Source organism: Proteiniphilum sp., from assembly GCF_034927365.1.
Classification (GTDB): Bacteria; Bacteroidota; Bacteroidia; order Bacteroidales; family Dysgonomonadaceae; genus Proteiniphilum.
Genome location: NZ_JAYFQD010000005.1, coordinates 161,872 through 184,159, shown reverse-complemented (window position 1 = coordinate 184,159; position 22,288 = coordinate 161,872). Strand labels below are relative to the sequence as shown.

Below are 22,288 nucleotides of genomic sequence, written 5' to 3'. Positions count from 1 at the left end.
AATTAAAAATTAAAACTCCATTGTAGTCCATAGGAGGTGCTTCCCATTTTTTGAGCCCTCTCCTCCCTCATGATAACGGGGGTCATACGCATCGACAGATCAGGGCTCATATCGAAGTCAAATAACTGCGCATCCACATAGGCATCCACAATAAACACCAAATAAACCGCTACTGTGGCTATAATACTCAAATCCCTGTAGTAGCGGAAGTAATCTTTCCGCTGCTGTAACACATTCCTAAACCATTCACGGTCCTCCGAGCCCGGAGTCTGTCCGTAAGGCAGCAGATTGTGCCAACGATTGGTTTCAGGATTCTCGTCCACATAATCCTTATAACCATCTAAATAATCTCTATAGTATCCATTATTCCATGAGATAGCATATGTCAACCCCGCAACACCACCATAAATAATAGGTAACTTCCAGTATTTACGGTTATAAATCTGTCCCAATCCAGGAAGGATCGCCGAATAGATAACCGCTTTCCGCGGAGAGGGGCTAAACATGTAAGATGGAGCAAAAAACTTATCCGAAGTTATTTCAACGATCGATTTGTCAACTTTTTTCCGAACAGAATCCTGCTTTCCTGTTGCCGTTGTACTATTTTCCAGGTTAACTGAAACCGAATCTGATACCTGCTGAATAATTGAGTCGTTGAGTAATACCTGAACAGAGTCCTGCAACTGTTCAGGTGAATGAATCTGCGCCTGGGCACCCATCGCACAAAAGAGGGTCAACAGACAAATTAGGATTCCGGACACATTCTTCATCGACAATTATTTTTGCATTTTATCAAACATGACGATAATACGTTCCAGATCCTCCGGGGAATCAAAAGGGATCGTAATCTTCCCCTTCCCCTGCTTATTATAACTAAACTGTACGTCAGTCTGAAAATAAGCAGAGAGATGTTGTTTCAACACATCAAAATCGTCCGGTGATTGCGGTCTGCTCGCTGTTAATTTTCCGCTTTTGGATTTCCTCTCTCCGGATTCTTTTAATTGCTGAATGGGAGTCCCCTCGTCATACTCTTTCACCATCGACTCTACTCTCCTTACTGATAATCCCTCTTCGAGAATCATGTTGTAGAGGGAGAGTTGTGCTACCGGATCATCCATGGTAATCAATGCACGTGCGTGCCCCATGTCTATTTTCTTGTTTTTTACTCCCATCTGCACTTCTGCAGGCAGCTTCAACAAACGTAGGTAATTGGTAACGGTAGTCCGCTTCTTCCCTACTCTTTCACTCAATTGTTCCTGTGTGAGGGAAAGGGTGTCGATCAAATTCTGATATGCCAGTGCAATTTCTATCGAATTGAGATCTTCGCGTTGAATATTCTCAATCAACGCCATCTCCATCATCTCATCATTATCAGCAGTCTTGATATAAGCGGGAATAGTATATAGGCCGGCCATCTGAGAAGCACGATAACGACGCTCACCGGCAATAATCTGGTAAGTCTCGTCATCCAGTTTTCTCAAAGTGACAGGCTGGATAACACCAATCGATTTAATGGATGCGGATAATTCCCGTAATCCTTCCTCATCGAAGGCCCTACGTGGTTGATCAGGATTGGGAATGATCTTCTCGAGTTCCACTTCACTGATAGAAGAGGAACCCTGCGTTTCACCGTCATTGAAAGTGATCAACGCATCCAATCCTCGTCCTAATGCATTCTTTTTTGCCATAATCAATTTTTCTCGATCAATTCCTGTGCAAGCTGTATATGATTGGTAGCCCCCCGGGAACCGGCATCATACATAAGCGCCGGCTTGGCATGGCTCTGGGATTCACTGAGTGTAATGTTACGCTGGATAACTGTGGTAAATACCAGCTCCTTGAAATGATGTTTCACTTCTTCGTATATCTGGTTATGAAGACGCAGACGGGAGTCATACATAGTGAGCACGAAACCCTCTATCTCAAGCCTGGTATTCAATTTCGACTTGATAATCTTTATCGTATTGAGCAGTTTACTCAATCCTTCCAAAGCAAAATATTCACACTGTACAGGTATCAGCACCGAATCAGCGGCAGTAAGCGCATTCACCGTAATGATACCCAATGAAGGTGAACAATCGATGAGGATAAAATCATATTGATCCTTTACCGGATGCAAGAGATCACGGAGCCTCTTCTCCCTGTTTTCCATTTGTACCATCTCCAGTTCGGCACCCACCAGATTAATATGGGAAGAGATGATATCAATATTCTCAAAGGGGGTATGCTGAACCGCCTCTCCCGGGGTACATTTACCGATCAGCCCTTCATAAATAGTATTTACAGCCTTTTTTATATCAATTCCCAAGCCAGAGGAGGCGTTCGCTTGCGGATCGGCATCTACCACCAATACTTTCTTTTCCAATGCAGCAAGCGATGCCGCAAGATTAATCGTAGTGGTGGTCTTGCCCACCCCTCCTTTCTGATTAGCCAGAGCTATGATTCTTCCCATATTTTTCCATTTACAGGCAACAAAATAAGCAATAAATCAGCTAATTCTATGTTAATAATTTAAAACATTGTTTTTTTTGTTGATAAATGGAGGAAAACCAGAAAATAGCATCCCTACTCCCATATAAAATCGGCATCCCTTTCGTACCTTCCTAACAAATTATCTTTCTGGAAGAAAAACTCTTCTTCCCCGAAAGCGGGCTTAAGATCATCAAACCAGGTTGCCTTTTTATCGTATCTGGCAAAGAAAGGAATATCCACCAAATCAGGATTACGACATTGGAGAAATCGAAGCACGAATACCTTTTCACCTTTCACTTCCGTCACACCCAATATCTGTATTTTTCCAGGATTAGCACTCATACTGGGACCCCGTACAGTACGACAGATACCACTCACACTACGGTAGGCCTTCCTGAAAACATTCCATGCCCTTTCCAGTGGCACCTCGAAGAACGCCTTAGATCCGGTATCGCGCGCAACGAACATATAATATGGGATTAGTCCCTGTCTGACCTGCTCTTTCCACATATCAGACCACACTTTGGGATCATCGTTGATATGGCGCAACAAAGGCGATTGGGTTCTGATCTGTGCACCGGTATTGAGGATCCTCTGGATAGCCTGCTTCACCGCATCGGTAGAAAGTTCCACCGGATGATTGAAGTGTCCCTGAAAAGCAAGATGCTTCCCGGCTTTTTTTACCTTTTCGAATAAGCGTAACATATCGTCTGCGTCAATATCGGTCAGGAAGCGGTAAGGCCAATAGGCCAACGTTTTCGACCCTATCCGGATATTCTTGATATGTGAGAACTCCTTTGTCAATAACGGTTCGATATAGGCCGACATGATACTGGCCTTGGCTGTAAGAGGGTCTCCTCCGGTAAACAGCACATCCGATACTTTGGGATGCTTCAGAAGATACTTATGGAGTAAATCAGCCTCTTTCATCGCGAACTTCAGTTCGTTCATTCCTGAAAACTGCGGCCATCGAAAACAGAAAGTACAATAAGCATGACACGTTTGTCCCTGACTGGGAAAAAAAAGTACTGTCTCCCGGTATTTATGCTGCATCCCATGCAACTTTATCCCGTCTATCATCGGGACATTATGTTCCTGTCCCGCCGGATTGGGATTTAACTTCATCCTGATATCATGCACCTTCTGCTTGAGGCCCGCTTCATCATCGGCATCAATCAGCTTTTTCACCTGCATAAAATGAGTTTTGGAGAGCATCTCTTCTCGGGGGAAAGTCAACGTAAAGATAGGATCCTCCGGCACCTTATTCCAGTTGATCAACTCTTCTACTACATAATTGTTTGCCTTGAAAGGCAATACCCGGCCTACCACTCCAATGGCTTCCCGTTCCTGATCGGACAGGGCGCTCAGTTGAGGCAGATCATTATAATTTCGCAGAATAAAATTTCGATACTTTCTATTTTCCATATTCATTGAACTATTTTTCATTACTCAGGTAAACTACAACATTACTATAGATGAACTACAGGAAGAGAATAAGAACCCGCGAATCGGGATATAAGGGCTTAGATTGCAGTTCGAGATAAACAAAAATAAGGTAAAAGTATCAAAAAGGCAATCAAATTAATACATTTTTGTATTTTTTGAGGAAATAAAAAAGCAGATTGCCTATTTTTGCAGAAAAAAGAAAGATTTTTTGAGGAAATACAGACAATTACAAATATAATGCTTACTTTTGCAGCCTGATGAAAATAAATTTTTCACATATTCTCTACCCCGAAGCAACAGGCCTGGTCCGACGATGCTTTTGACTTATGCGGGAACTCCGATTCCCGTACCTTTCCCCTTTTATCTTTTTCGCCTTCGGGCATCACTCTACCAACAACCCTTTAAATTTTTTATTGTTTTAGGATGGATGTAATTATTCATATAGCCAACAGCGGCTACGTAAGTTATGCGCAGGAGATTTGCGATCTGATTTACGAATCGGCGCAAGCACGCGGCACAGGTATCGCCAAGCGTAGTGCTGAATATGTTGCTGAAAAGATCGAGGCCGGTAAAGCGGTGATCGCCCTCGATGGAAATAAGCTTGTGGGATTTGCCTATATTGAAACTTTCAGCCATAACCGGTTTGTGGCAAACTCGGGGTTGGTAGTACACCCCGATTACCGCAACCAGGGATTGGCAAAGAAAATCAAACGGAAAATTTTCGATCTCTCCCGGAAACTCTATCCGGGTGCTAAAATATTCAGCATCACCACTGGTCTGGCAGTGATGAAAATGAATACGGAACTGGGATTCAAACCAGTCACTTTTTCAGAACTAACCGACGATGAAGAATTCTGGAAAGGATGTCAGGGGTGCAGGAATTTCGATATACTACAACGTAATAATTATAGAATGTGCCTCTGTACAGGATTGCTTTACGACCCTAAAGTCCAACCGGCGCAACAAGCCAGTCCCTTTGCGAAAAAGGTAGTGAAACCGGTCATTAAAATAAAGAAAACCAATAAACTGCATAAAAAATGAAGAAAAAAGTAGTATTAGCATTTAGCGGCGGCCTCGACACCTCATTTTGTGTGCCTTGGCTGATCAATGAAAAGGGACTAGAAGTACACACTGTGATTGTAAATACCGGTGGATTTTCTGATGAAGAAGCAAAATCGATCAAGGAGCGGGCTCTAAAATTGGGCGCCGCCACACACACCTGCATCAATGCAGTGGAAGATTATTACAACAGGGGTATCAGATATCTTATCTACGGCAATATATTAAAGAACAACACTTATCCGTTGTCAGTCAGTTCCGAGCGTTTCTTTCAGGCGATGGCAGTGTTGGATCATGTAAAAAAGTTAAATGCCGATTTCGTGGCACACGGAAGTACTGGAGCCGGAAACGACCAGGTACGGTTCGATCTCGTCTTTGAGGTACTGGCACCGGACGTGCAGATTATTGCCCCAATCCGTGAGTTAAGCCTTTCCCGCCAGCAGGAGATCGACTATCTGAAGGAAAAAGGATTTGACTTCTCATGGGAAAAGTCGAAATATTCCATCAACCAGGGTATATGGGGAACCAGCGTGGGAGGAGTGGAAACATTGAAATCATCCGGCATCCTGCCTGAGGAGGCTTATCCTTCACAGGTAACCGACTGGGGGGCAGAACGTATCACTATAGGCTTTGAAAAAGGAGAACCAATCTCACTGAACGGTGAAAAAATGGATCCCGTCACATTGATCCATACCTTACACAAGATAGCCTCAAAATACGGTATCGGCCGCGATGTGCACGTGGGAGACACCATCATCGGCACTAAAGGGCGTGTAGCTTTTGAAGCACCTGCCCCGTTGATCATCGTAAAGGCACACCACCTACTGGAAAAGCATGTGCTTACCAAACAACAACTCTACTGGAAAGACCAACTCTCCAATTGGTACGGCCAACTGATGCACGAAGCACAGTACCTTGAACCGGTGATGCGCAACATCGAGACCTTTCTCGTCGACACACAGCAGTTTGTAACGGGTAATGTAGAAGTAGAGTTACGTCCCTACCATTTCGCGGTATTGGGATGTTCCAGTGAATATGACTTGATGAGTTCTAAATTTGGTGAGTACGGAGAGGTCAATAAGTCGTTCTCCGGACAGGATGTAGTTGGATTTACCAAGGTGATTGCCAATCCGTTGAAAATTTATTATACTATCCACGACAATGATTAATGTAAGCATAGCAGGAGGAACAGGCTATACGGCAGGCGAGCTGCTCCGTATCCTGCTTCGTCATCCCCAAGTCAATATAGAATCTGTCATCAGTACCACCTCGGTGGGAATGCCCGTGGCAGAGATGCACCGCGATTTGCTGGGCGAGACGGACCTGGTTTTTACCGGAACTTTCAGCAAACCCGATGTGATATTTCTCTGCCTGGGGCATGGATTATCTCGTGCATTTCTGAATGATAACAATATCCCTACCTCCTGCAAGATCATCGACCTGGGAAATGATTTCCGCAATGATCCGCTGTTCAACGAGAGGAATTTTATGTTCGGACTCTGTGAACAGAACCGTGAACAGATCCGTACGGCAAACAATGTAGCCAATCCCGGCTGCTTCGCCACAACAATCATGTTGGCGTTATTACCACTGGCATCCAGTAATTCATTGAAAGATGAGATCCATGTACATGCCATCACCGGCTCCACGGGCGCAGGGAAGAAACCGGGCGAGACAACCCATTTCAGTTATCGCGACAATAACATATCGGTTTATAAACCTTTCACGCATCAACATCTGGAAGAGATCGTCAATATATTAAAGGGTGCGGGCAACAACGATCTGCCACAGATCAACTTTGTGCCGATGCGGGGCGATTTCACCCGTGGTATCTTCGCCAGCGTATATACAAAATGGAATGGTAAAATGTCTGAATCAGCAGTGATCGACTTCTATGAAGAGTATTACCAGTCATCCCCTTTCGTGTTTGTATCCAAACAACCCATCAGCCTGAAAGAGGTGGTGAATACCAACAAGGGATTACTTCATATTGAGTTCCATAACGGCTATATCCACATCACTTCTATCATTGACAATCTGGTAAAAGGAGCATCGGGACAGGCAGTGCAAAACATGAACCTGATGTTCGGACTGGATGAGACAACCGGGTTAAAGCTGAAAGGAACCGCGTTTTGAGGTGGGAAAGTGGGAAGGTGAAAAAGTGGGAAGGTGGGAAGTTGAGGTAGTTGACAATGGATAATTATACCAGTAAATCAACCAATTCATAACTCATAATTCACAATTAGTAATTCCTAACCAATCCCGGCTCTTGACTCTAAAAGTCTTTGTTCTTTATTCTTTACTCTTTATTCTAAATAAAATGAATCTATTCGACGTATATAGTTTGTGGGAAATCGAGCCGGTACGGGCAAAGGGATGCCATGTATGGGACAGTGAAGGAACGGAATATCTCGATCTTTACGGCGGACATGCAGTGATATCCGTCGGTCATTCCCATCCCCATTACGTAAAAGCAGTGCAGGATCAAGTGGAGAAGATCGGCTTCTACTCCAACTCGGTACAGAACTCATTACAACAAGGACTGGCCGACAAATTGGGCGAACAATCCGGTTATCCCGCCCATTCGCTTTTTCTCTGCAACTCGGGTGCTGAGGCCAATGAGAACGCATTGAAACTGGCATCGTTCCATACCGGAAAGAAAAGAGTGATCGCTTTCAACGGCGCATTCCACGGACGTACTTCGGGGGCAGTGGCTGTGACTGAAAATCCATCCATCCAGGCTCCTTTTAATAGAGGTCATGAGGTCACCTTTGTTCCGCTTAACGATATAGAAGCAGTGAAAACGGAAATAGAGAAAGATGATGTAGCCGCTGTTATCATTGAAGGTATCCAGGGTGTAGCGGGTATTTACACTCCTGAAAATTTGTTTTTACAACAACTGGCATCCCTCTGCAACCAGCACAACGTAGTATTAATCCTCGATGAAATACAATCGGGCTACGGACGTAGCGGACAGTTCTTCGCGCATCAATCAGCCGGAATACTACCCGACCTGATCACGATGGCCAAAGGGATGGGGAATGGCTTTCCAATCGGCGGTCTGCTGATCTCTCCTGAATTCGAAGCAAAGAAAGGAATGCTTGGTACCACATTCGGAGGTAATCATCTGGCTTGTGCAGCCGCTATTGCCGTACTCGATATTTTAAAAGAAGAGTCGTTGGTAAAAAATGCGGAAGAGATGGGTAATTATCTACAACAGGAGCTATCAAAGATAGCTGCTATCACTGAAATCCGTGGCCGGGGATTGATGCTCGGTGTAGAATTCCTTCCTGAATTTGCAACTGTTCGTAACCGGCTTCTCTTTGAAAGCCGTATCTTTACAGGCGGAGCAAAAAACAACGTGATGCGCCTGTTACCTCCACTATCCATATCGAAAGAAGAAATCGATACATTTATCACTGAACTAAAAAAGAAAATGATATGAGAAATTTCACATCCGTGCATGACATCGGTGACCTGAAAAGTGCACTTGCAAAAGCGAAACAGGTTAAAGATAATCCTTTTGCAGATCAGGAATTGGGCAAAAATAAAACCTTATTGATGATCTTCTTCAATTCAAGCCTGCGCACCCGACTGAGCACTCAGAAGGCAGGACTTAATCTGGGCATGAACGTGATCGTGCTCGATATCAATCAGGGTGCCTGGAAGCTGGAAACCGAAAAAGGAGTTATCATGGATGGTGACAAACCGGAACATATCCTGGAAGCAATCCCGGTGATGGGCTCTTACTGCGACGTAATCGGAGTACGTTCCTTTGCACAGTTCGAGGACAAAACTGCCGATTACAATGAAGTCATCCTGAATCAGTTTATCCAATACTCCGGTAAACCCGTCTTCAGCATGGAGGCAGCGACACGCCATCCGTTACAGAGCTTTGCCGACCTCATCACGATTGAAGAGTACAAAAAAACCGAAAAGCCGAAAGTGGTACTCACCTGGGCACCTCATCCCCGTGCACTGCCTCAGGCAGTTCCCAACTCCTTCGCCGAATGGATGAATGCTGCAGATTATGAATTTGTAATTACCCACCCCGAAGGATACGAACTGGATGAGAAGTTTGTAGGCAAAGCCATTGTAGAATATGACAGGGAGAAAGCCTACAAAGATGCAGATTTCATCTATGCGAAAAACTGGGCGGCGTATCAGGACCCGAACTACGGCAAAATATTAAGTACTGACCGGACATGGACAGTGGACGCCAAAAAAATGACACTGACCAATAATGCTTATTTTATGCATTGTTTACCCGTACGACGTAATATGATCGTGAGTGATGAAGTAATCGATAGTCCTCAATCAATAGTAATTCCGGAAGCAGCTAACCGTGTAGTATCTGCTCAGATGGTGCTGAAGGAGATATTATTGGGACTGTAATCGGTGGGTAGGTGGTTAGGTGGTTGAATGGAAAGGTTGAAAGATTGATGCGATAATTTGTTAATTTGCTGATTTAATAATGATTACAGAGAAAAAAAAAGGAACCCTTTCGATCGTAAAGATCGGTGGAAATATAGTGGATAATCCGGAAGCACTGGAAGCATTCCTGAATGACTTTCATCAACTAAAAGGGAATAAATTGCTGGTACATGGTGGAGGGGTGATGGCCTCGAAGATGGCAAAACAACTCGGGATCGAGACAAAAATGCTGAATGGTCGCCGCATTACCGATGAAGAAACACTGAAAGTGGTCACGATGGTCTATGCCGGATGGGGCAATAAAAGTATAGTGGCGTCATTGCAAAAGATAGGTTGCAATGCTATCGGCCTTTCAGGAGCAGATGCCAACACCATTCCGGCAATACGACGCTCTCCCGTACCGATTGATTTTGGTTTCGCAGGCGATCCCGATCCAGATAAAACCAACATCGCCTTTATCTCTCAACTGATAGAAAGTGGCATCACCCCTGTCTTCTGTGCCATCACACACGATGGAAACGGTTCGCTATTGAATACCAATGCCGATACCATTGCTTATACGATCGCAGCCGCTTGTTCCGAAATATATCAAACAACTCTCCATTACTGCTTCGAGAAGGAAGGAGTATTAAGAGATATCAATGATCCGGACAGTCTTATAGCTATGATGACACGGGAAGAATATGAAGCATACAAACAACAAGGTATCATTGCCGACGGTATGATCCCTAAATTGGATAACTCCTTCAAAGCAATGATAAACGGAGTATCCCAAGTAATCATTTTGCATGCGAAAAATCTGCTGTCCGGCAAAGGTACGGTATTGGGCTGATGAGATCAATGCCAATATGCTAATATGGATAATAAGATTGAATGAGATTGAAGAAGGTTGAATGTTAGGGCCAACTGATAATTAGTAATTTACAAAATGTAATTGGTAATTGAATATGGACACTTATATACAAAACGCGGTTGAACTATTGAGGAAGTTGGTTTCTATCCAATCATTTTCCGGAGATGAATATCTTCGGAGTGATTTTTTGGCACGATATTTCACTGAAAAAGGAATTTCCATAGAGCGTCTTGGCAATAACCTGATTGTACGACAACCTCATCACGATAAATCGAAACCGACGCTGATGCTGAATTCGCATCTCGACACCGTTCGTCCGAACAGTGGCTATACCTTCGATCCGTTTACTCCACCCCACTCCGAGTCTCATGTTTACGGGCTGGGGAGTAATGATGCAGGGGCCAGTGTGGTCACCTTGCTCCAAATATTCTTGTATTTTTACGAAAAGCAGTTACCCTTCAATCTCCTACTGGCATTGTCCGCAGAAGAGGAAAATTCAGGTCACAAAGGAATGACATTGCTTTGGCAGAAACTCTCGGGCGAAGTGGATATGGCCATCATAGGAGAGCCTACCGGCATGAAGGCAGCCATTGCCGAAAGAGGATTGCTGGTGATCGATGGGGAAGCAAAAGGGGTAAGTGGCCATGCGGCCCGTAACGAGGGGATCAACGCGCTTTATATCGCCCTGGAAGATATCGGTATACTCAAATCGATAAAGTTCGACAAAATATCGTCTGCAATGGGTGAGGTAAAACTGACCGTCACCCAGATCAATGCCGGCACGCAACACAACGTGGTGCCTGACCGGTGCAGCTTTGTGGTGGATATCCGTCCAACGGAGATGTACACCAACAGTGAGATCATGGAGATACTGCAACCGAAAGTAAGAAGTGAACTGAAAGCCCGTTCGCTCACCAACAGAAGCTCAGCTACACCTGCCGATCATCCTTTAATGCGTTGCATACAACAAATCGGTATCAGGACCTACACCTCACCCACCACATCAGACTGGATGCGGATCACCTGCCCCGCCGTGAAAATGGGACCGGGAGAATCGGAACGCTCCCACCGTCCCGATGAATTCATCCTGATAGATGAATTGAAACAGGGAATAGAAGGATACATCCGATTTATAGAGAAATTATCTTAATAACGATAATGGTTTTCAACGCCACGAAAAGAAATGTAAATTTGCAACCGGGACTGCAAAATGAGTACTCCGAATAAGCAATAAAAACCGTAAAAGAAACAGGATATGGCAAAAATATGGGATAAAGGCTTCGATGCCAATCAGAAAGTAGAAGAATTTACGGTGGGTAACGACCGCTCACTCGATCTGCGTTTGGCAAAACATGATATCCTGGGTTCGATGGCGCACATTAAAATGCTGGTAAAAATCGGTCTCCTGGAAGCAGAAGAGGAAAAAGCACTTCAAGCGGAACTTCAAAATATCCTGGCAGAAGTGGAACGTGGTGATTTCCGACTCGATGATGATGCAGAAGACATCCACTCACAAGTGGAAACGATGCTGACAGAGCGACTGGGTGAAATGGGCAAAAAGATCCACTCCGGACGTTCCCGCAACGATCAGGTACTGGTCGATATCAAATTGTATCTCAAAGAGGAAATACTTCAGATCAAGGAGGAAGTAATAACATTGTTCAACTTGCTGCAATCACTTAGTGAAGAGCATAAAGATGTACTGCTGCCCGGATACACACATGGGCAGATCGCCATGCCATCCTCTTTCGGGTTATGGTTCGGCGCCTATGCCGAAACACTGGTGGACGATATGCATACGCTTGCTGCTGCATGGCGGGTAGCGGATCAGAATCCATTGGGGTCTGCAGCCGGTTATGGGAGTTCGTTTCCGCTCGACCGTGAGATGACCACCCGTGAACTGGATTTCGGAACTATGAGCTATAACGTGGTTGCAGCCCAGATGGGACGGGGTAAGACCGAACGGATTCTTGCACAGAGCATATCGAATATAGCCTCCACACTGAACAAACTGGCGGCGGATAACTGTATGTACCTTTCAGGAAATTATGGCTTTATCTCCTACCCTGATACACTCACGACGGGATCGAGCATTATGCCACACAAGAAAAATCCCGATGTATGGGAACTGATTCGTGGGCATAGCAATCGCTTGCAGAGCCTGCCCAATGAAATCACGCTGATGACAACCAATATGGCACACGGCTATCATCGCGACTATCAACTGTTGAAAGAAGTGCTCTTCCCCGCGTTGGAAACACTGCACAAGCTATTACAGATGACCTGTTTTATGCTGGAAAATATCTCAGTCAACAAAAATATCCTTTCCGATCCTCGATACGATTATCTTTTCACAGTAGAAGATGTGAACAACCGGGTATTACAGGGTATTCCGTTCCGGGAAGCCTATCAACAGGTAGGCAAAGAGGTACAGGCCGGGGCTTTCCATGCACCGAAAGAAGTACACCACACCCACGCCGGCAGTATTGGTAACCTCTGCACCGAAGAAATCAAAAAGAAAATGGAGAAAGCTTCAGGAAATATCCAAAAGTGAAGCTTTGCCTATTCCTTTTTAAACTCCTCATAAATGAGGGGTTTAAAATTCAGGGTTATTCAATAATTTTATCTTACGACGGGCTGAACATCTCAAATGACTCCCAGTATTTGTCTTTATAGATATCATAGTTCAGGTCCCATCGGCCTTTATATTTTTTTTAAAATGCCAAAGAACTTTTAAAGGATTTCTTCAATTCTTGCACAAGTTTGTCTGCTGATTCCTCTGAAAATAAGCTTGTCAAATTCTACAAAACTATTTTCAGGCAGCTTTGTTCGAATCAGAAACGGAGTCCGATGGAAAGGCCGCCCCTCAGAAATGCCCATGGGCCGCTGATAGTACCGTCTGCACTATTATCTTCCCTGACTGTCGCTTTTGCTTCTATGAAAGGAAGGTCTTCAAATGCCTTGTTAATGGCTTTTTGCGCTATATCTCTATATTCTTCTGTCATCTCGATGCTGCCCTCATATCTGCCCGTGAAGTTACCTGAATTAACGCCGTAATGTGCACCCAATATAGTCCAGTCAATAACAATATTGCGATTTTTTCCGACGAGCCACTGATAACCGGTCATCAGTCCGGCGGAATGTGTATCGACATCACCTTTTAGCATAATGTTTTCAGTACTCTGGTTCAACCTGAAGTCTACAAACATATTGGCAAGGCCGAATCTTTCATAGCGGTAATAGGGAGATACGTAGAAACCTCTGCCATAACCTTTCCCAGTATAGATACGCAATTCGGGAGAAAAGGAGAACGTATTGATTTTTATGGCCGAGATCAAATCCTCCGTTTCCTGCTCCATATCGACCAGATCCATGATCTCATGAACGTATGGAAATGATCCCGATGGCATGAAACTGGTACCAAGTACAAGGCTCAATCTTCTGTTCAACATACGTTCAGCCGAGAAATCGAGAGTCTTGAAGACAGGAGATGTGATACTGCCCTTCACAATGGTTTTACCATCCAGGAGAGCTCCATCAGGGATATAGCCAGACTGTTGTGCTATAGCAGAGAACACCATCATCAGGCTTACAGCAAATACAAATACAGTTCTTTTCATTTCATTTGTATATTAATTGAGTTGTTTTGGCAAAAATAGACTATTTATGCCTGTGTTCTATCAATCCACACCCCATATTTACTCTTCTGGGATATTGAAATAGTTTCACATAATCCACTTTAGACAAATACCAATCTCCATATGAGATTTTAATTTTTAAGCAAGATAATCATTACTGAACCAACGATCATGATCACTGAGCCGATAATCTTTTTGCCAATATCCTTTTCCTGAAAAAATTTATATCCAAACAGCACACTTACAATAATTGAAAGTTGAAAGAGCGATAACGCATAACCAACCGGCATATGATCAAAAACATAATTGGTAGTGAATTGCATGATTCCAATACAGGCAACCAGCAACAAAAATTTGCTCAGATACTCTAATTTAACCGTCCTCCGGAGTTCCGTCTTCAATCGGATCTTATAGAAGAATAATATTATAAAAGAGAAAAAAGCGCCGAAGATACACCAACTTACAAATGCCAATGTTGTGGAGGACACCAGAATCACTCTCTTTATAAAGACGGCCTCAATAGCGGTCAGCACCATTGCCCAAATCCGGTATTGAATTGCGGGTGTTCTTAATAGTTTCCATGAGAATTTCTCATCGGTTGTATCCAAAACATAGTAACTCCCGTAAATGATGAGCGCTATACCTGCTATTCCCCAAACATTCGGGATCTCGGAAAGAAGAAATATACCGACAATTATCCCGATCACCGATTTGTACGAATTGATGGGGCCTAAAACCGATAGATCTCCCATCTGAAGTGCTCTCACGAGAAAGCCATTTCCCATAGCACCTGCTATCCCTCCTAAAGTGGAATAGAGCCAGAAATCTCTCCCTGAATTCGATGTATCGACAAAAATCAGCAAGATAGTGGAAAAAGCCGCGAGCAGAAGATAACTAAAAAAGTTAACGATTAAGGGATTATTTCCCTTTAAGCCAAGTTGTTTCTGGTAAACATTTGCCAAAGGGTTAAAGATTACCCTCAAAACAACAGCCATTGCCACCAAGAATGTCCCTGCCATTCGATATCTTTTCTGTGAACTTACTCACAAAGATAACCTCTATTAAACGATTTAATGCAATCTGGTTTGTACAAAAAACTTTTTGTCACTATTTTTCAGTGTATCAACGCTATCCACTTATTCAAACTGTAATGAATGAAACAATGGCATCATACGATCCATATATTTATCCTTCGTATTTGCCAGATAGAAATAATAGGCATCAGCCACATCATTCTTGTGGATCGCGACAACCATGCAATATTTAAAACCTTTCCCAAATCCGGAGTCCTTCAGTTCAACAAAGGTCGTTCCTCCCCAATCGGCATTGAACTCTTCCTTTACGGCATCTTGATCAAATGGTCCCACTTTATAGAATTTTCCCGAAATATTAAAAATAATAGCTTGCAATATGGTCTCATAGGACTCATTACGAAATGATTTCGACTCTTCTATCTGACTTCTTAGGCTGTCATTTTCATAATGTTTATAAGTAATAGGCCTGATCGAATACCTTACTTCAAAATCCTTATCCGGATATGTCAGAGCATATTCATAATTCATATCACCATTCTCCACAATATCGCATTCAACAACACCATCGGGTTCTTGAAAAGTCATACCGCAGTTGTCGAGCATCGCTTTAAATTTATCAAAGTTTTGTTGAGAACCCACCGGTTCATCGACGCTCGTAAAGACATCAAAATCAAACCCTTCCAAATAATCTATTTTCCACTTTCCCTTTTCTTTTACCACGTCAAATCGATAAGGATGTTTTTTCAACTCTTCTTCGACCTCCCCTTTAAGACTTCCCCATGTCCAAAGAGCCGAAACCCTGCCATTTTCATCGCCCACAAAATCTACCTCAATAGATTCCCAAGGGTTTGGTTTATCATACGGGACATCCTGACAGTTACACCAGGGGTTGGCATTATTACCAAAAGGAGACAACTCCCCTACCCGCCATTCTATCTCTTTATCCCTTAACTTCCGATCAAGCGCCTGATAGATGTTATTGTAATTATCAAAAAACGCGGCAGAGAAAAATTGAGAAGACTCCAATTTCTTGAGGTTTTTCTTGTGCTCATCAAGATCGAAGCCCAAATAAAAGCCAGTGGGATTTTCTTTAAGAAGCGGATAAAGGTGCAATGAGCTCTCTTTATCAACCCACTTAAGTGCCTTACGAATCAATTGTTTAATTTCAGCCTTGTCTTTATCATCTAAGGAAATAGCATTTTCAATTTCTGATGCATTGGCCGACATACCTGAGTAGCTGTAACTACTAATGGCCGATATAAGAATTATGGCCCAAAATCGTAATATTTTCATATGATTAAAATATCTATTTTCAAATGTATCATATGGAACTCGCCATTAATAACATCCTTGTGCAAGAACTGTTATCATGCTCGTTTCATTTTAAGTCAATTTATCCAGTGTTAGCCAGCGTTTCCAGATAGTATCACATAAGGTTATTCCTATGATATTTACTATACCCGAGCACAAACATAACTATAATCTATCATACATCCAAGATATTTATATCTTTTTCAACACATTCACTCCGATAATCCCGATCAGCACCATGATCCCACCAATGATATGGTAGAGATGAAGAGATTCATTCAAAAACAAGACGCCGCTGAAAATGGCTATCACGGGACTGAAATTATTGAAAGCAGATACCTGTGAGGCCGGGATTACCGTCAAGGCGCTGTTGGTGAGGAAGGAAGTCAGAAAGGAAGAGAGCACACCGAGGTAAAGTATCGTCCACAGGAACTCACTGTTTGTAAATGCAGAGAAATAGAGCGGTATCGTGCCCGACTTCAGGTGAACGCTTATCGCAATAAGATTAAAGACAATACATGCCGTCAGCGTCATGAAAAAGGTAATATCCATGGCGTTGAGTTGCTGTGTAACCTTCCTTCCCAGAACAAAATAGATTGCAGTAGATACAACGGAAAGGAGAATGAAAAAATCACCTTTCAGGGTTTCACTGCTGATCTCACCCAATCCGTTCTTATACATTATATAAACCACACCTGCCACCGACAACAAGACAGACATTATTTGCCAGAAAGAACTCTCCTCTTTCAGAAACAGAGACGCCAAGATCAGAGTAAAAACAGGAGCGGTCGCCGATAAGATCCCTGCCTCGGAAGCAGTAGTAAATTGCAGCCCGATGGTCTGCATAGAAAAAAGCAATAGCGGATAGAAAAGAGATAATAAAAGCAAAGAAAAAAGCCTCTTCCTGTCGATGAGGGGCCATCCCTTACGGCGGAACAGATAAAAGAGAAATAAAGCGGCAGTAGCTACCGTGAAACGATGCGCCAGCAAATCGATTGGGGACGCATGTTGCAACGCCATCTTTACAAAAATAAAAGAAAAGCCGATGATTACGGTCATCAATGTGAGACCGGCATAGGCTACTATTTCTCTTTTTGGTGCATTCATTCTACTGTTGAATTGTGGAATTTACAAAATCTAAAATCCCAAATCTTAAATCTAACATCCTACATCCCAAATCCTCCGACAAAGTTAATATACCGTTCCTGATAACCAAAACTATCGGGAATCTCTGCTATCATTGCAACAGAGGAAGAAATGTTGACATTTTGCTACTTCATCTACGCTTTTTTTCGTAATTTTGCGGTCGAAATTATATATTCTGAAACATATCCCAATAGGAATTAAAGGACCAAAACATACTTTTAGCAATGAACTTACTTCAAAGTCTGATCGACAGGGCAAAAGCGAATAAACAACGGATCGTTTTGCCCGAAGGCACCGAAAAGAGGACCCTCACAGCAGCTGATCAACTGCTTCGTGACGGTGTAGCAGAAATCATACTGCTGGGAAATCCCGAGGAAATACGGGAACTTGCGAAGGAGACAGGGCTCCCTCATATCGAAAAAGCTCAAATCATCAATCCGAAAGAGCATGATAAAAAGGATGTGTACACCCAACGTCTCGTTGAACTGCGCAAAAAGAAAGGGATGACCTACGAACAGGCATCCCTGTTAGTAGAAGACCCGCTGTACCTGGCCTGCCTGATGATCAATGCAGGAGATGCCGACGGAGAGATCGCCGGGGCAAGAAACACCACAGGTGATGTACTTCGCCCCGCCCTACAGATCATCAAGACATCTCCGGGAATGAAGGTTGTGTCGGGAGCATTCATTATGTTCACTCAAACTCCACAATATGGGGAAAACGGTACACTTCTTTTTGCCGATTGTGCCGTCATGCCTAATCCTACCGCCGAAGAACTCGCTTCCATCGCTATGGCCTCGGCGCAGACTATGAAAAGTTTGGTAGGAGTGCAACCCCGTATCGCCATGCTCAGCTTCTCCAGCAAAGGGAGCGCCGAACATGAGATGATCGACAAGGTGCGAGAAGCAACCCGCATCGCCAAAGAGATCGATCCCAAATTGCAAATTGACGGGGAACTGCAGGCGGATGCAGCCATTGTTCCTTCTGTAGGTGCAAGCAAAGCACCGGGAAGTTCCATCGCCGGCAAAGCCAATGTACTGGTCTTCCCCTCTCTCGAAGCAGGGAATATCGGGTATAAACTGGTACAGAGATTAGGGAACGCTGAAGCGGTAGGGCCGGTACTGCAAGGAATGGCTGCTCCGGTAAATGACCTCTCACGCGGATGCTCGGTAGAAGATATTTATAACATGGTAGCGATTACAGCCAATCAAGCTATCGGACTAAAACAAAAATAAACAGTTGGAGGATATGAGTGAAACAATCATAGAACCTATTGAAAATTATGGGCTTACCATCTCCGAAGAGAGTAAAAGTAAACAATTATTTTCAAAGATAGGGGTAGTAGGAGCCGGAAAAGAGGGTCGAACCATTATCAATATGGCTGCAACAGCCGGAATGGAGGTAGTTTTTCTGGATGAGTCACAGGAGCGGATCAATTTTGTAATAAACGAGTTAGAGAAAATTATGGATCATAAGATCAGCAGTTGGGGATTGACTCCGTCGGAAAAGAAGATCATTATGAACCGTATAACCCCCACCCTTGTATATGAAGATTTCAAAGGGTGCGATCTGGTGATTGAATGCACTCGTTATTCGGAAAGTGGTCGTCGCAGTACACCGTTACGAAAGAATATCTTCAAAAGGCTGGAAGAAGTCCTGGAAAAGGATGCCATTATCGCCTCCAACGGATCGACTGTGATCATTAGTGAACTGGCTGCTGACCTCGACCATAAGGAACGATGTGTGAGCCTTTATTTTCCGGTATCACATCCCGATGCCCGTATTCTGGAGATAGTGAGTGGTATGTATACCTCGGAAGAGGTCTATCACAAGATGGAGATGTTTGCCAGACTAATCAAGTACAAGCCGCATCGTATTAACGAAAGCAACGGAAATGTAAGTCTCCGTATGCTGGTAGTCATGCTCAATGAGGCGTGCCAGATCTTGCTGGAGAGGGTCAGTTCCATAGAAGATATTGAAGAGACTTTCACTATCATCTATGGGCAGCGTTACGGCATTTTCCGCATGGCTGATATAATCGGGATAGAACGTCTTGTTACGCTCATGGAAGCGATGTTCAACGATTTCGGGGCAAAGCACTACAAACCCAATCCGATTTTATGGAAACTGTACAGGTCCAATCAATTGGGTGTCCGTACTGGAAAAGGGTTCTATACTTACGATAGTGACGGGAACCCCGTTTCAATCAATAAAAATATCGTTTAATTAGATTCAAGACACAAGAACCAAGAGTCAAGACTTGGGATTTAGGATTCAATCCCAGTGGCACATTAGCATATTAGCACACTAGTTACTCTTGGTTTATACACAATTAATAAAATAATAAGATGAAGATACTAGTCTTAAACTGCGGGAGTTCATCCATCAAATATAAGCTTTTCGAAATGGAAAGCAAGGAGGTCGTAGCCCAGGGAGGCGTCGAAAAAATAGGGATGAAGGGTTCTTTCCTCAAATTCACACTTCCCAATGGGGAGAAAGTGATGTTAGAGGGCGAAATCCTTGAACACCGCGCAGGTATTGAATATATTCTGGGCGTCCTGCTAAGCGAGAAATACGGTTGTATCAAATCGTTGGATGAAATAGAAGCGGTAGGACATCGGGTAGTACATGGAGGTGAACGTTTCAATGAGAGTGTGCTGATTACCGATGAGGTGATCGAGATACTGAATCAATGTATCGAGTTGGCACCTTTACATAATCCACCCAATCTGAAAGGTATTTACGCGATTCAGGAACTGATGCCTGATACACCACAGGTAGGTGTATTCGACACTGCTTTCCATCAGACCATGCCCGATTATGCTTATATGTATGGTATTCCCTACTCATTATATGAGAAATACGGTATCCGTCGATATGGATTTCATGGCACCAGTCACCGTTACGTATCTGCGCGGGTCTGTGAGTTCCTGGGGGTTCCCTACGAAGAGCAACGGATCATCACCGCTCACATCGGTAATGGAGGATCGGTTACCGCCATCAAAAATGGGAAATCTATCGATACCAGCATGGGGATGACACCCGTAGAAGGATTGATCATGGGTACCCGCTCAGGTGATGTGGATCCGGGAGCCATCTCCTATATCATGGAAAAAGAGCACATGGGCACCAACGGAATCTCAACCCTGCTAAACAAATTCTCCGGCGTTCTTGGTATTTCCGGAATCTCATCCGACATGCGCGAAATTGAGGCTGGCATTAAAAATGGCAACAAGCGGGCAATCCTTGCAATGCAGACTTATAACTATCGTATCAAGAAATATATAGGTTCCTATGCTGCCGTCCTGGGAGGCGTAGACATCCTCGTATTTACCGGAGGAGTGGGCGAAAATCAGTCTATCACTCGTAGAGATGTATGTAAAAATATGGAATTCATGGGGATTGAACTCGATGAAGCGTTGAACGACTCCGTACGTGCAAAAGAGGTAGTAATCAGCAAACCCACATCCAAAGTGAAGGTGGTGATTATCCCTACCGATGAGGAATTGTCGATTGCCAATGATACAATAGCCATATTAAAAAAGAGGTAGCGTCCTGCGATGACAAGTATGACCCTGTTGGACGATACTAATTAGCAATAAAAAACTCCGGAGAATTCCGGAGTTTTTTATTATACATGGTGTGCAAATTATTATTCAGCTATCACTTCGAAGGGGATATCTACTGAAACTTCCTTATGAAGTCTTACTACAGCATTGTAGTTGCCCACCTCTTTCACCGGGTCCTTGATCACGATCAGCTTCCTGTCCACTTCAAAACCTTTTTCCTTCAATGCATCGGAAACCTGGATACTGGTAACTGAACCGAAAATCGTTCCGGTAGAACTGGTCTTCGCACCAATGGTCAGTGCAACACCTTCCAGTTTGCCTGCAAGTGACTGTGCATCGGCTTTTATCTGAGCCAGTTTGTGCGCACGCTGTTTCTGATTTTCCGCCAACACTTTCTTGGCCGATTCAGTAGCGATAACCGCTTTACCCTGGGGGATAAGGAAATTACGGGCATACCCTTTTCTCACATTGACTACATCATCCTTGTAGCCTAAACTCTGTATGTCTTCTTTTAATATTACTTCCATTTCTCTTCCTCCTTTTTATTTCATTAAATCGGCTACGTATGGAAGCAAAGCTATATGACGGGCTCTCTTCACCGCTTGTGCGATCCGACGTTGAAACTTCAATGATGTACCGGTAATTCTTCTCGGCAAGATCTTGCCCTGTTCGTTCAGGAACTTCTTCAGGAATTCGGGATCTTTATAGTCGATATATTTGATACCGTTCTTTTTGAAACGGCAATATTTTTTCTTCTTCACATCCACCGATAGCGGAGTCAGATATCTGATTTCTGTTTGTTTAGCCATTTCTTAATCCTCCTTTTCTTTAAGTTCTACTTCTGCTTCAACAGCTTCCGTTCTCTCTTTCTTTACTGCTTTGGCACCTTCTCCGGCAGAAACCTGTGCTTCATGTCTCTTGCCGCCTTTGTTGTTCCTTCTCTTTTCGGCATATTCCAGTGCGAATTTATCCTGTTTCACAGTCAGGAAACGGATCACTCGTTCGTCACGACGGAAATTTACTTCCAGTTTGTCGATCACAGTCGGATCGGCTTTGAACTCCAGGAAAGAATAAAATCCTGTCGTTTTCTTGTCGATGGGATAGGCTAACTTGCGCAGCCCCCAGTCTTCTTCGTTTACAATTTCGGCCCCTTGATCCGTGAGGAGGGTCTTGAATTTTTCAACCGCTTCCTTCATCTGAGCATCAGACAAAACGGGAGTCAAAATGAAAACGGTTTCGTAATTGTTCATACTAATTTAATTATTAATTCGTTAATTGAAAAAATTTCGAGCGGCAAAGATACAACAATTTCTCCAAATACCAAAC

The 22,288-nt window shown here is 43.6% G+C and carries 21 protein-coding genes and 1 pseudogene; 11 read left to right on the top strand and 11 right to left on the bottom strand.

Annotated elements, in window-relative coordinates; translation table 11 throughout:
- Window positions 1–2: 2 nt before the first annotated feature.
- The 4 genes from VB073_RS02860 to VB073_RS02845 form a co-directional block, all read right to left on the bottom strand.
- Window positions 3–770, bottom strand: coding sequence for a DUF5683 domain-containing protein (locus VB073_RS02860; RefSeq protein ID WP_323402635.1), 768 nt, complete (start codon window positions 768–770; stop codon window positions 3–5).
- Between the two features lie 6 nt (window positions 771–776).
- Window positions 777–1,688, bottom strand: coding sequence for a ParB/RepB/Spo0J family partition protein (locus VB073_RS02855; RefSeq protein ID WP_323402634.1), 912 nt, complete (start codon window positions 1,686–1,688; stop codon window positions 777–779).
- Window positions 1,689–1,690: 2 nt separating this feature from the next.
- Entirely contained in the window at window positions 1,691–2,452 is a 762-nt protein-coding gene (locus tag VB073_RS02850; protein WP_323402633.1) for an AAA family ATPase, read from the bottom strand.
- Window positions 2,453–2,565: 113 nt separating this feature from the next.
- Window positions 2,566–3,897, bottom strand: a complete 1,332-nt coding sequence (locus tag VB073_RS02845) for a lysine 2,3-aminomutase (protein ID WP_323402632.1) — start codon at window positions 3,895–3,897, stop codon at window positions 2,566–2,568.
- 444 nt (window positions 3,898–4,341) lie between these two features.
- Between VB073_RS02845 and VB073_RS02840 the strand changes: the two genes are divergently transcribed.
- The 8 genes from VB073_RS02840 to argH all read left to right on the top strand — a co-directional run bounded on the left by VB073_RS02840 (window position 4,342) and on the right by argH (window position 12,818).
- The gene (locus VB073_RS02840; protein ID WP_323402631.1) at window positions 4,342–4,959 is read left to right on the top strand and encodes a GNAT family N-acetyltransferase; all 618 of its coding nucleotides are present in this window, start codon (window positions 4,342–4,344) and stop codon (window positions 4,957–4,959) included.
- Entirely contained in the window at window positions 4,956–6,146 is a 1,191-nt protein-coding gene (argG, locus tag VB073_RS02835; RefSeq protein ID WP_323402630.1) for an argininosuccinate synthase, read from the top strand. The genes VB073_RS02840 and argG overlap by 4 nt, the downstream gene beginning before the upstream one ends.
- The gene (argC, locus tag VB073_RS02830) at window positions 6,139–7,113 is read left to right on the top strand and encodes an N-acetyl-gamma-glutamyl-phosphate reductase (RefSeq protein WP_323402629.1); all 975 of its coding nucleotides are present in this window, start codon (window positions 6,139–6,141) and stop codon (window positions 7,111–7,113) included. Before argG ends, argC begins: the two co-directional genes overlap by 8 nt.
- Window positions 7,114–7,297: 184 nt before the next feature.
- A complete protein-coding gene (locus tag VB073_RS02825) occupies window positions 7,298–8,422 on the top strand; it encodes an aspartate aminotransferase family protein (RefSeq protein ID WP_323402628.1) in 1,125 nt (374 codons plus the stop codon).
- Window positions 8,419–9,372 carry an N-acetylornithine carbamoyltransferase gene (locus tag VB073_RS02820; RefSeq protein ID WP_323402627.1) on the top strand — a complete coding sequence of 318 codons (954 nt, stop codon included), beginning with the start codon at window positions 8,419–8,421 and terminating at the stop codon, window positions 9,370–9,372. The genes VB073_RS02825 and VB073_RS02820 overlap by 4 nt, the downstream gene beginning before the upstream one ends.
- Window positions 9,373–9,451: 79 nt before the next feature.
- Window positions 9,452–10,243 carry an acetylglutamate kinase gene (argB, locus tag VB073_RS02815; RefSeq protein ID WP_323402626.1) on the top strand — a complete coding sequence of 264 codons (792 nt, stop codon included), beginning with the start codon at window positions 9,452–9,454 and terminating at the stop codon, window positions 10,241–10,243.
- Window positions 10,244–10,358: 115 nt separating this feature from the next.
- Complete coding sequence (locus tag VB073_RS02810) at window positions 10,359–11,414, top strand: M20/M25/M40 family metallo-hydrolase (protein ID WP_323402625.1); 1,056 nt, start codon at window positions 10,359–10,361, stop codon at window positions 11,412–11,414.
- Between the two features lie 105 nt (window positions 11,415–11,519).
- Window positions 11,520–12,818, top strand: coding sequence for an argininosuccinate lyase (argH, locus tag VB073_RS02805; RefSeq protein ID WP_323402624.1), 1,299 nt, complete (start codon window positions 11,520–11,522; stop codon window positions 12,816–12,818).
- A gap of 280 nt (window positions 12,819–13,098) precedes the next feature.
- Here the strand turns inward: argH and VB073_RS02800 are convergent, their stop codons facing one another.
- The 4 genes from VB073_RS02800 to VB073_RS02785 all read right to left on the bottom strand — a co-directional run bounded on the left by VB073_RS02800 (window position 13,099) and on the right by VB073_RS02785 (window position 17,354).
- Entirely contained in the window at window positions 13,099–13,884 is a 786-nt protein-coding gene (locus VB073_RS02800) for a DUF3575 domain-containing protein (RefSeq protein WP_323402623.1), read from the bottom strand.
- A gap of 149 nt (window positions 13,885–14,033) precedes the next feature.
- Entirely contained in the window at window positions 14,034–14,921 is an 888-nt protein-coding gene (locus tag VB073_RS02795) for an EamA family transporter (protein WP_323402622.1), read from the bottom strand.
- 117 nt (window positions 14,922–15,038) lie between these two features.
- Complete coding sequence (locus VB073_RS02790; protein ID WP_323402621.1) at window positions 15,039–16,229, bottom strand: hypothetical protein; 1,191 nt, start codon at window positions 16,227–16,229, stop codon at window positions 15,039–15,041.
- Between the two features lie 210 nt (window positions 16,230–16,439).
- Entirely contained in the window at window positions 16,440–17,354 is a 915-nt protein-coding gene (locus VB073_RS02785) for a DMT family transporter (protein WP_323402620.1), read from the bottom strand.
- A 263-nt stretch (window positions 17,355–17,617) separates the two neighbouring features.
- On the opposite strand from VB073_RS02785, the gene pta reads away from it, so the two are divergent.
- The 3 genes from pta to VB073_RS02770 all read left to right on the top strand — a co-directional run bounded on the left by pta (window position 17,618) and on the right by VB073_RS02770 (window position 20,944).
- Window positions 17,618–18,628, top strand: a complete 1,011-nt coding sequence (pta, locus tag VB073_RS02780) for a phosphate acetyltransferase (RefSeq protein ID WP_323402619.1) — start codon at window positions 17,618–17,620, stop codon at window positions 18,626–18,628.
- A 13-nt stretch (window positions 18,629–18,641) separates the two neighbouring features.
- The gene (locus tag VB073_RS02775; protein WP_323402618.1) at window positions 18,642–19,619 is read left to right on the top strand and encodes a 3-hydroxyacyl-CoA dehydrogenase family protein; all 978 of its coding nucleotides are present in this window, start codon (window positions 18,642–18,644) and stop codon (window positions 19,617–19,619) included.
- 122 nt (window positions 19,620–19,741) lie between these two features.
- Window positions 19,742–20,944 carry an acetate kinase gene (locus VB073_RS02770; protein ID WP_323402617.1) on the top strand — a complete coding sequence of 401 codons (1,203 nt, stop codon included), beginning with the start codon at window positions 19,742–19,744 and terminating at the stop codon, window positions 20,942–20,944.
- A 101-nt stretch (window positions 20,945–21,045) separates the two neighbouring features.
- Here the strand turns inward: VB073_RS02770 and rplI are convergent, their stop codons facing one another.
- From rplI to rpsF, 3 genes and pseudogenes are all read right to left on the bottom strand, one after another.
- Window positions 21,046–21,489, bottom strand: a complete 444-nt coding sequence (rplI, locus tag VB073_RS02765; protein WP_323402616.1) for a 50S ribosomal protein L9 — start codon at window positions 21,487–21,489, stop codon at window positions 21,046–21,048.
- Between the two features lie 15 nt (window positions 21,490–21,504).
- Window positions 21,505–21,771, bottom strand: coding sequence for a 30S ribosomal protein S18 (rpsR, locus tag VB073_RS02760; protein WP_019538742.1), 267 nt, complete (start codon window positions 21,769–21,771; stop codon window positions 21,505–21,507).
- A 108-nt stretch (window positions 21,772–21,879) separates the two neighbouring features.
- Window positions 21,880–22,212: pseudogene (rpsF, locus tag VB073_RS02755) on the bottom strand (30S ribosomal protein S6); the annotation flags it as partial.
- Window positions 22,213–22,288: the final 76 nt, after the last annotated feature.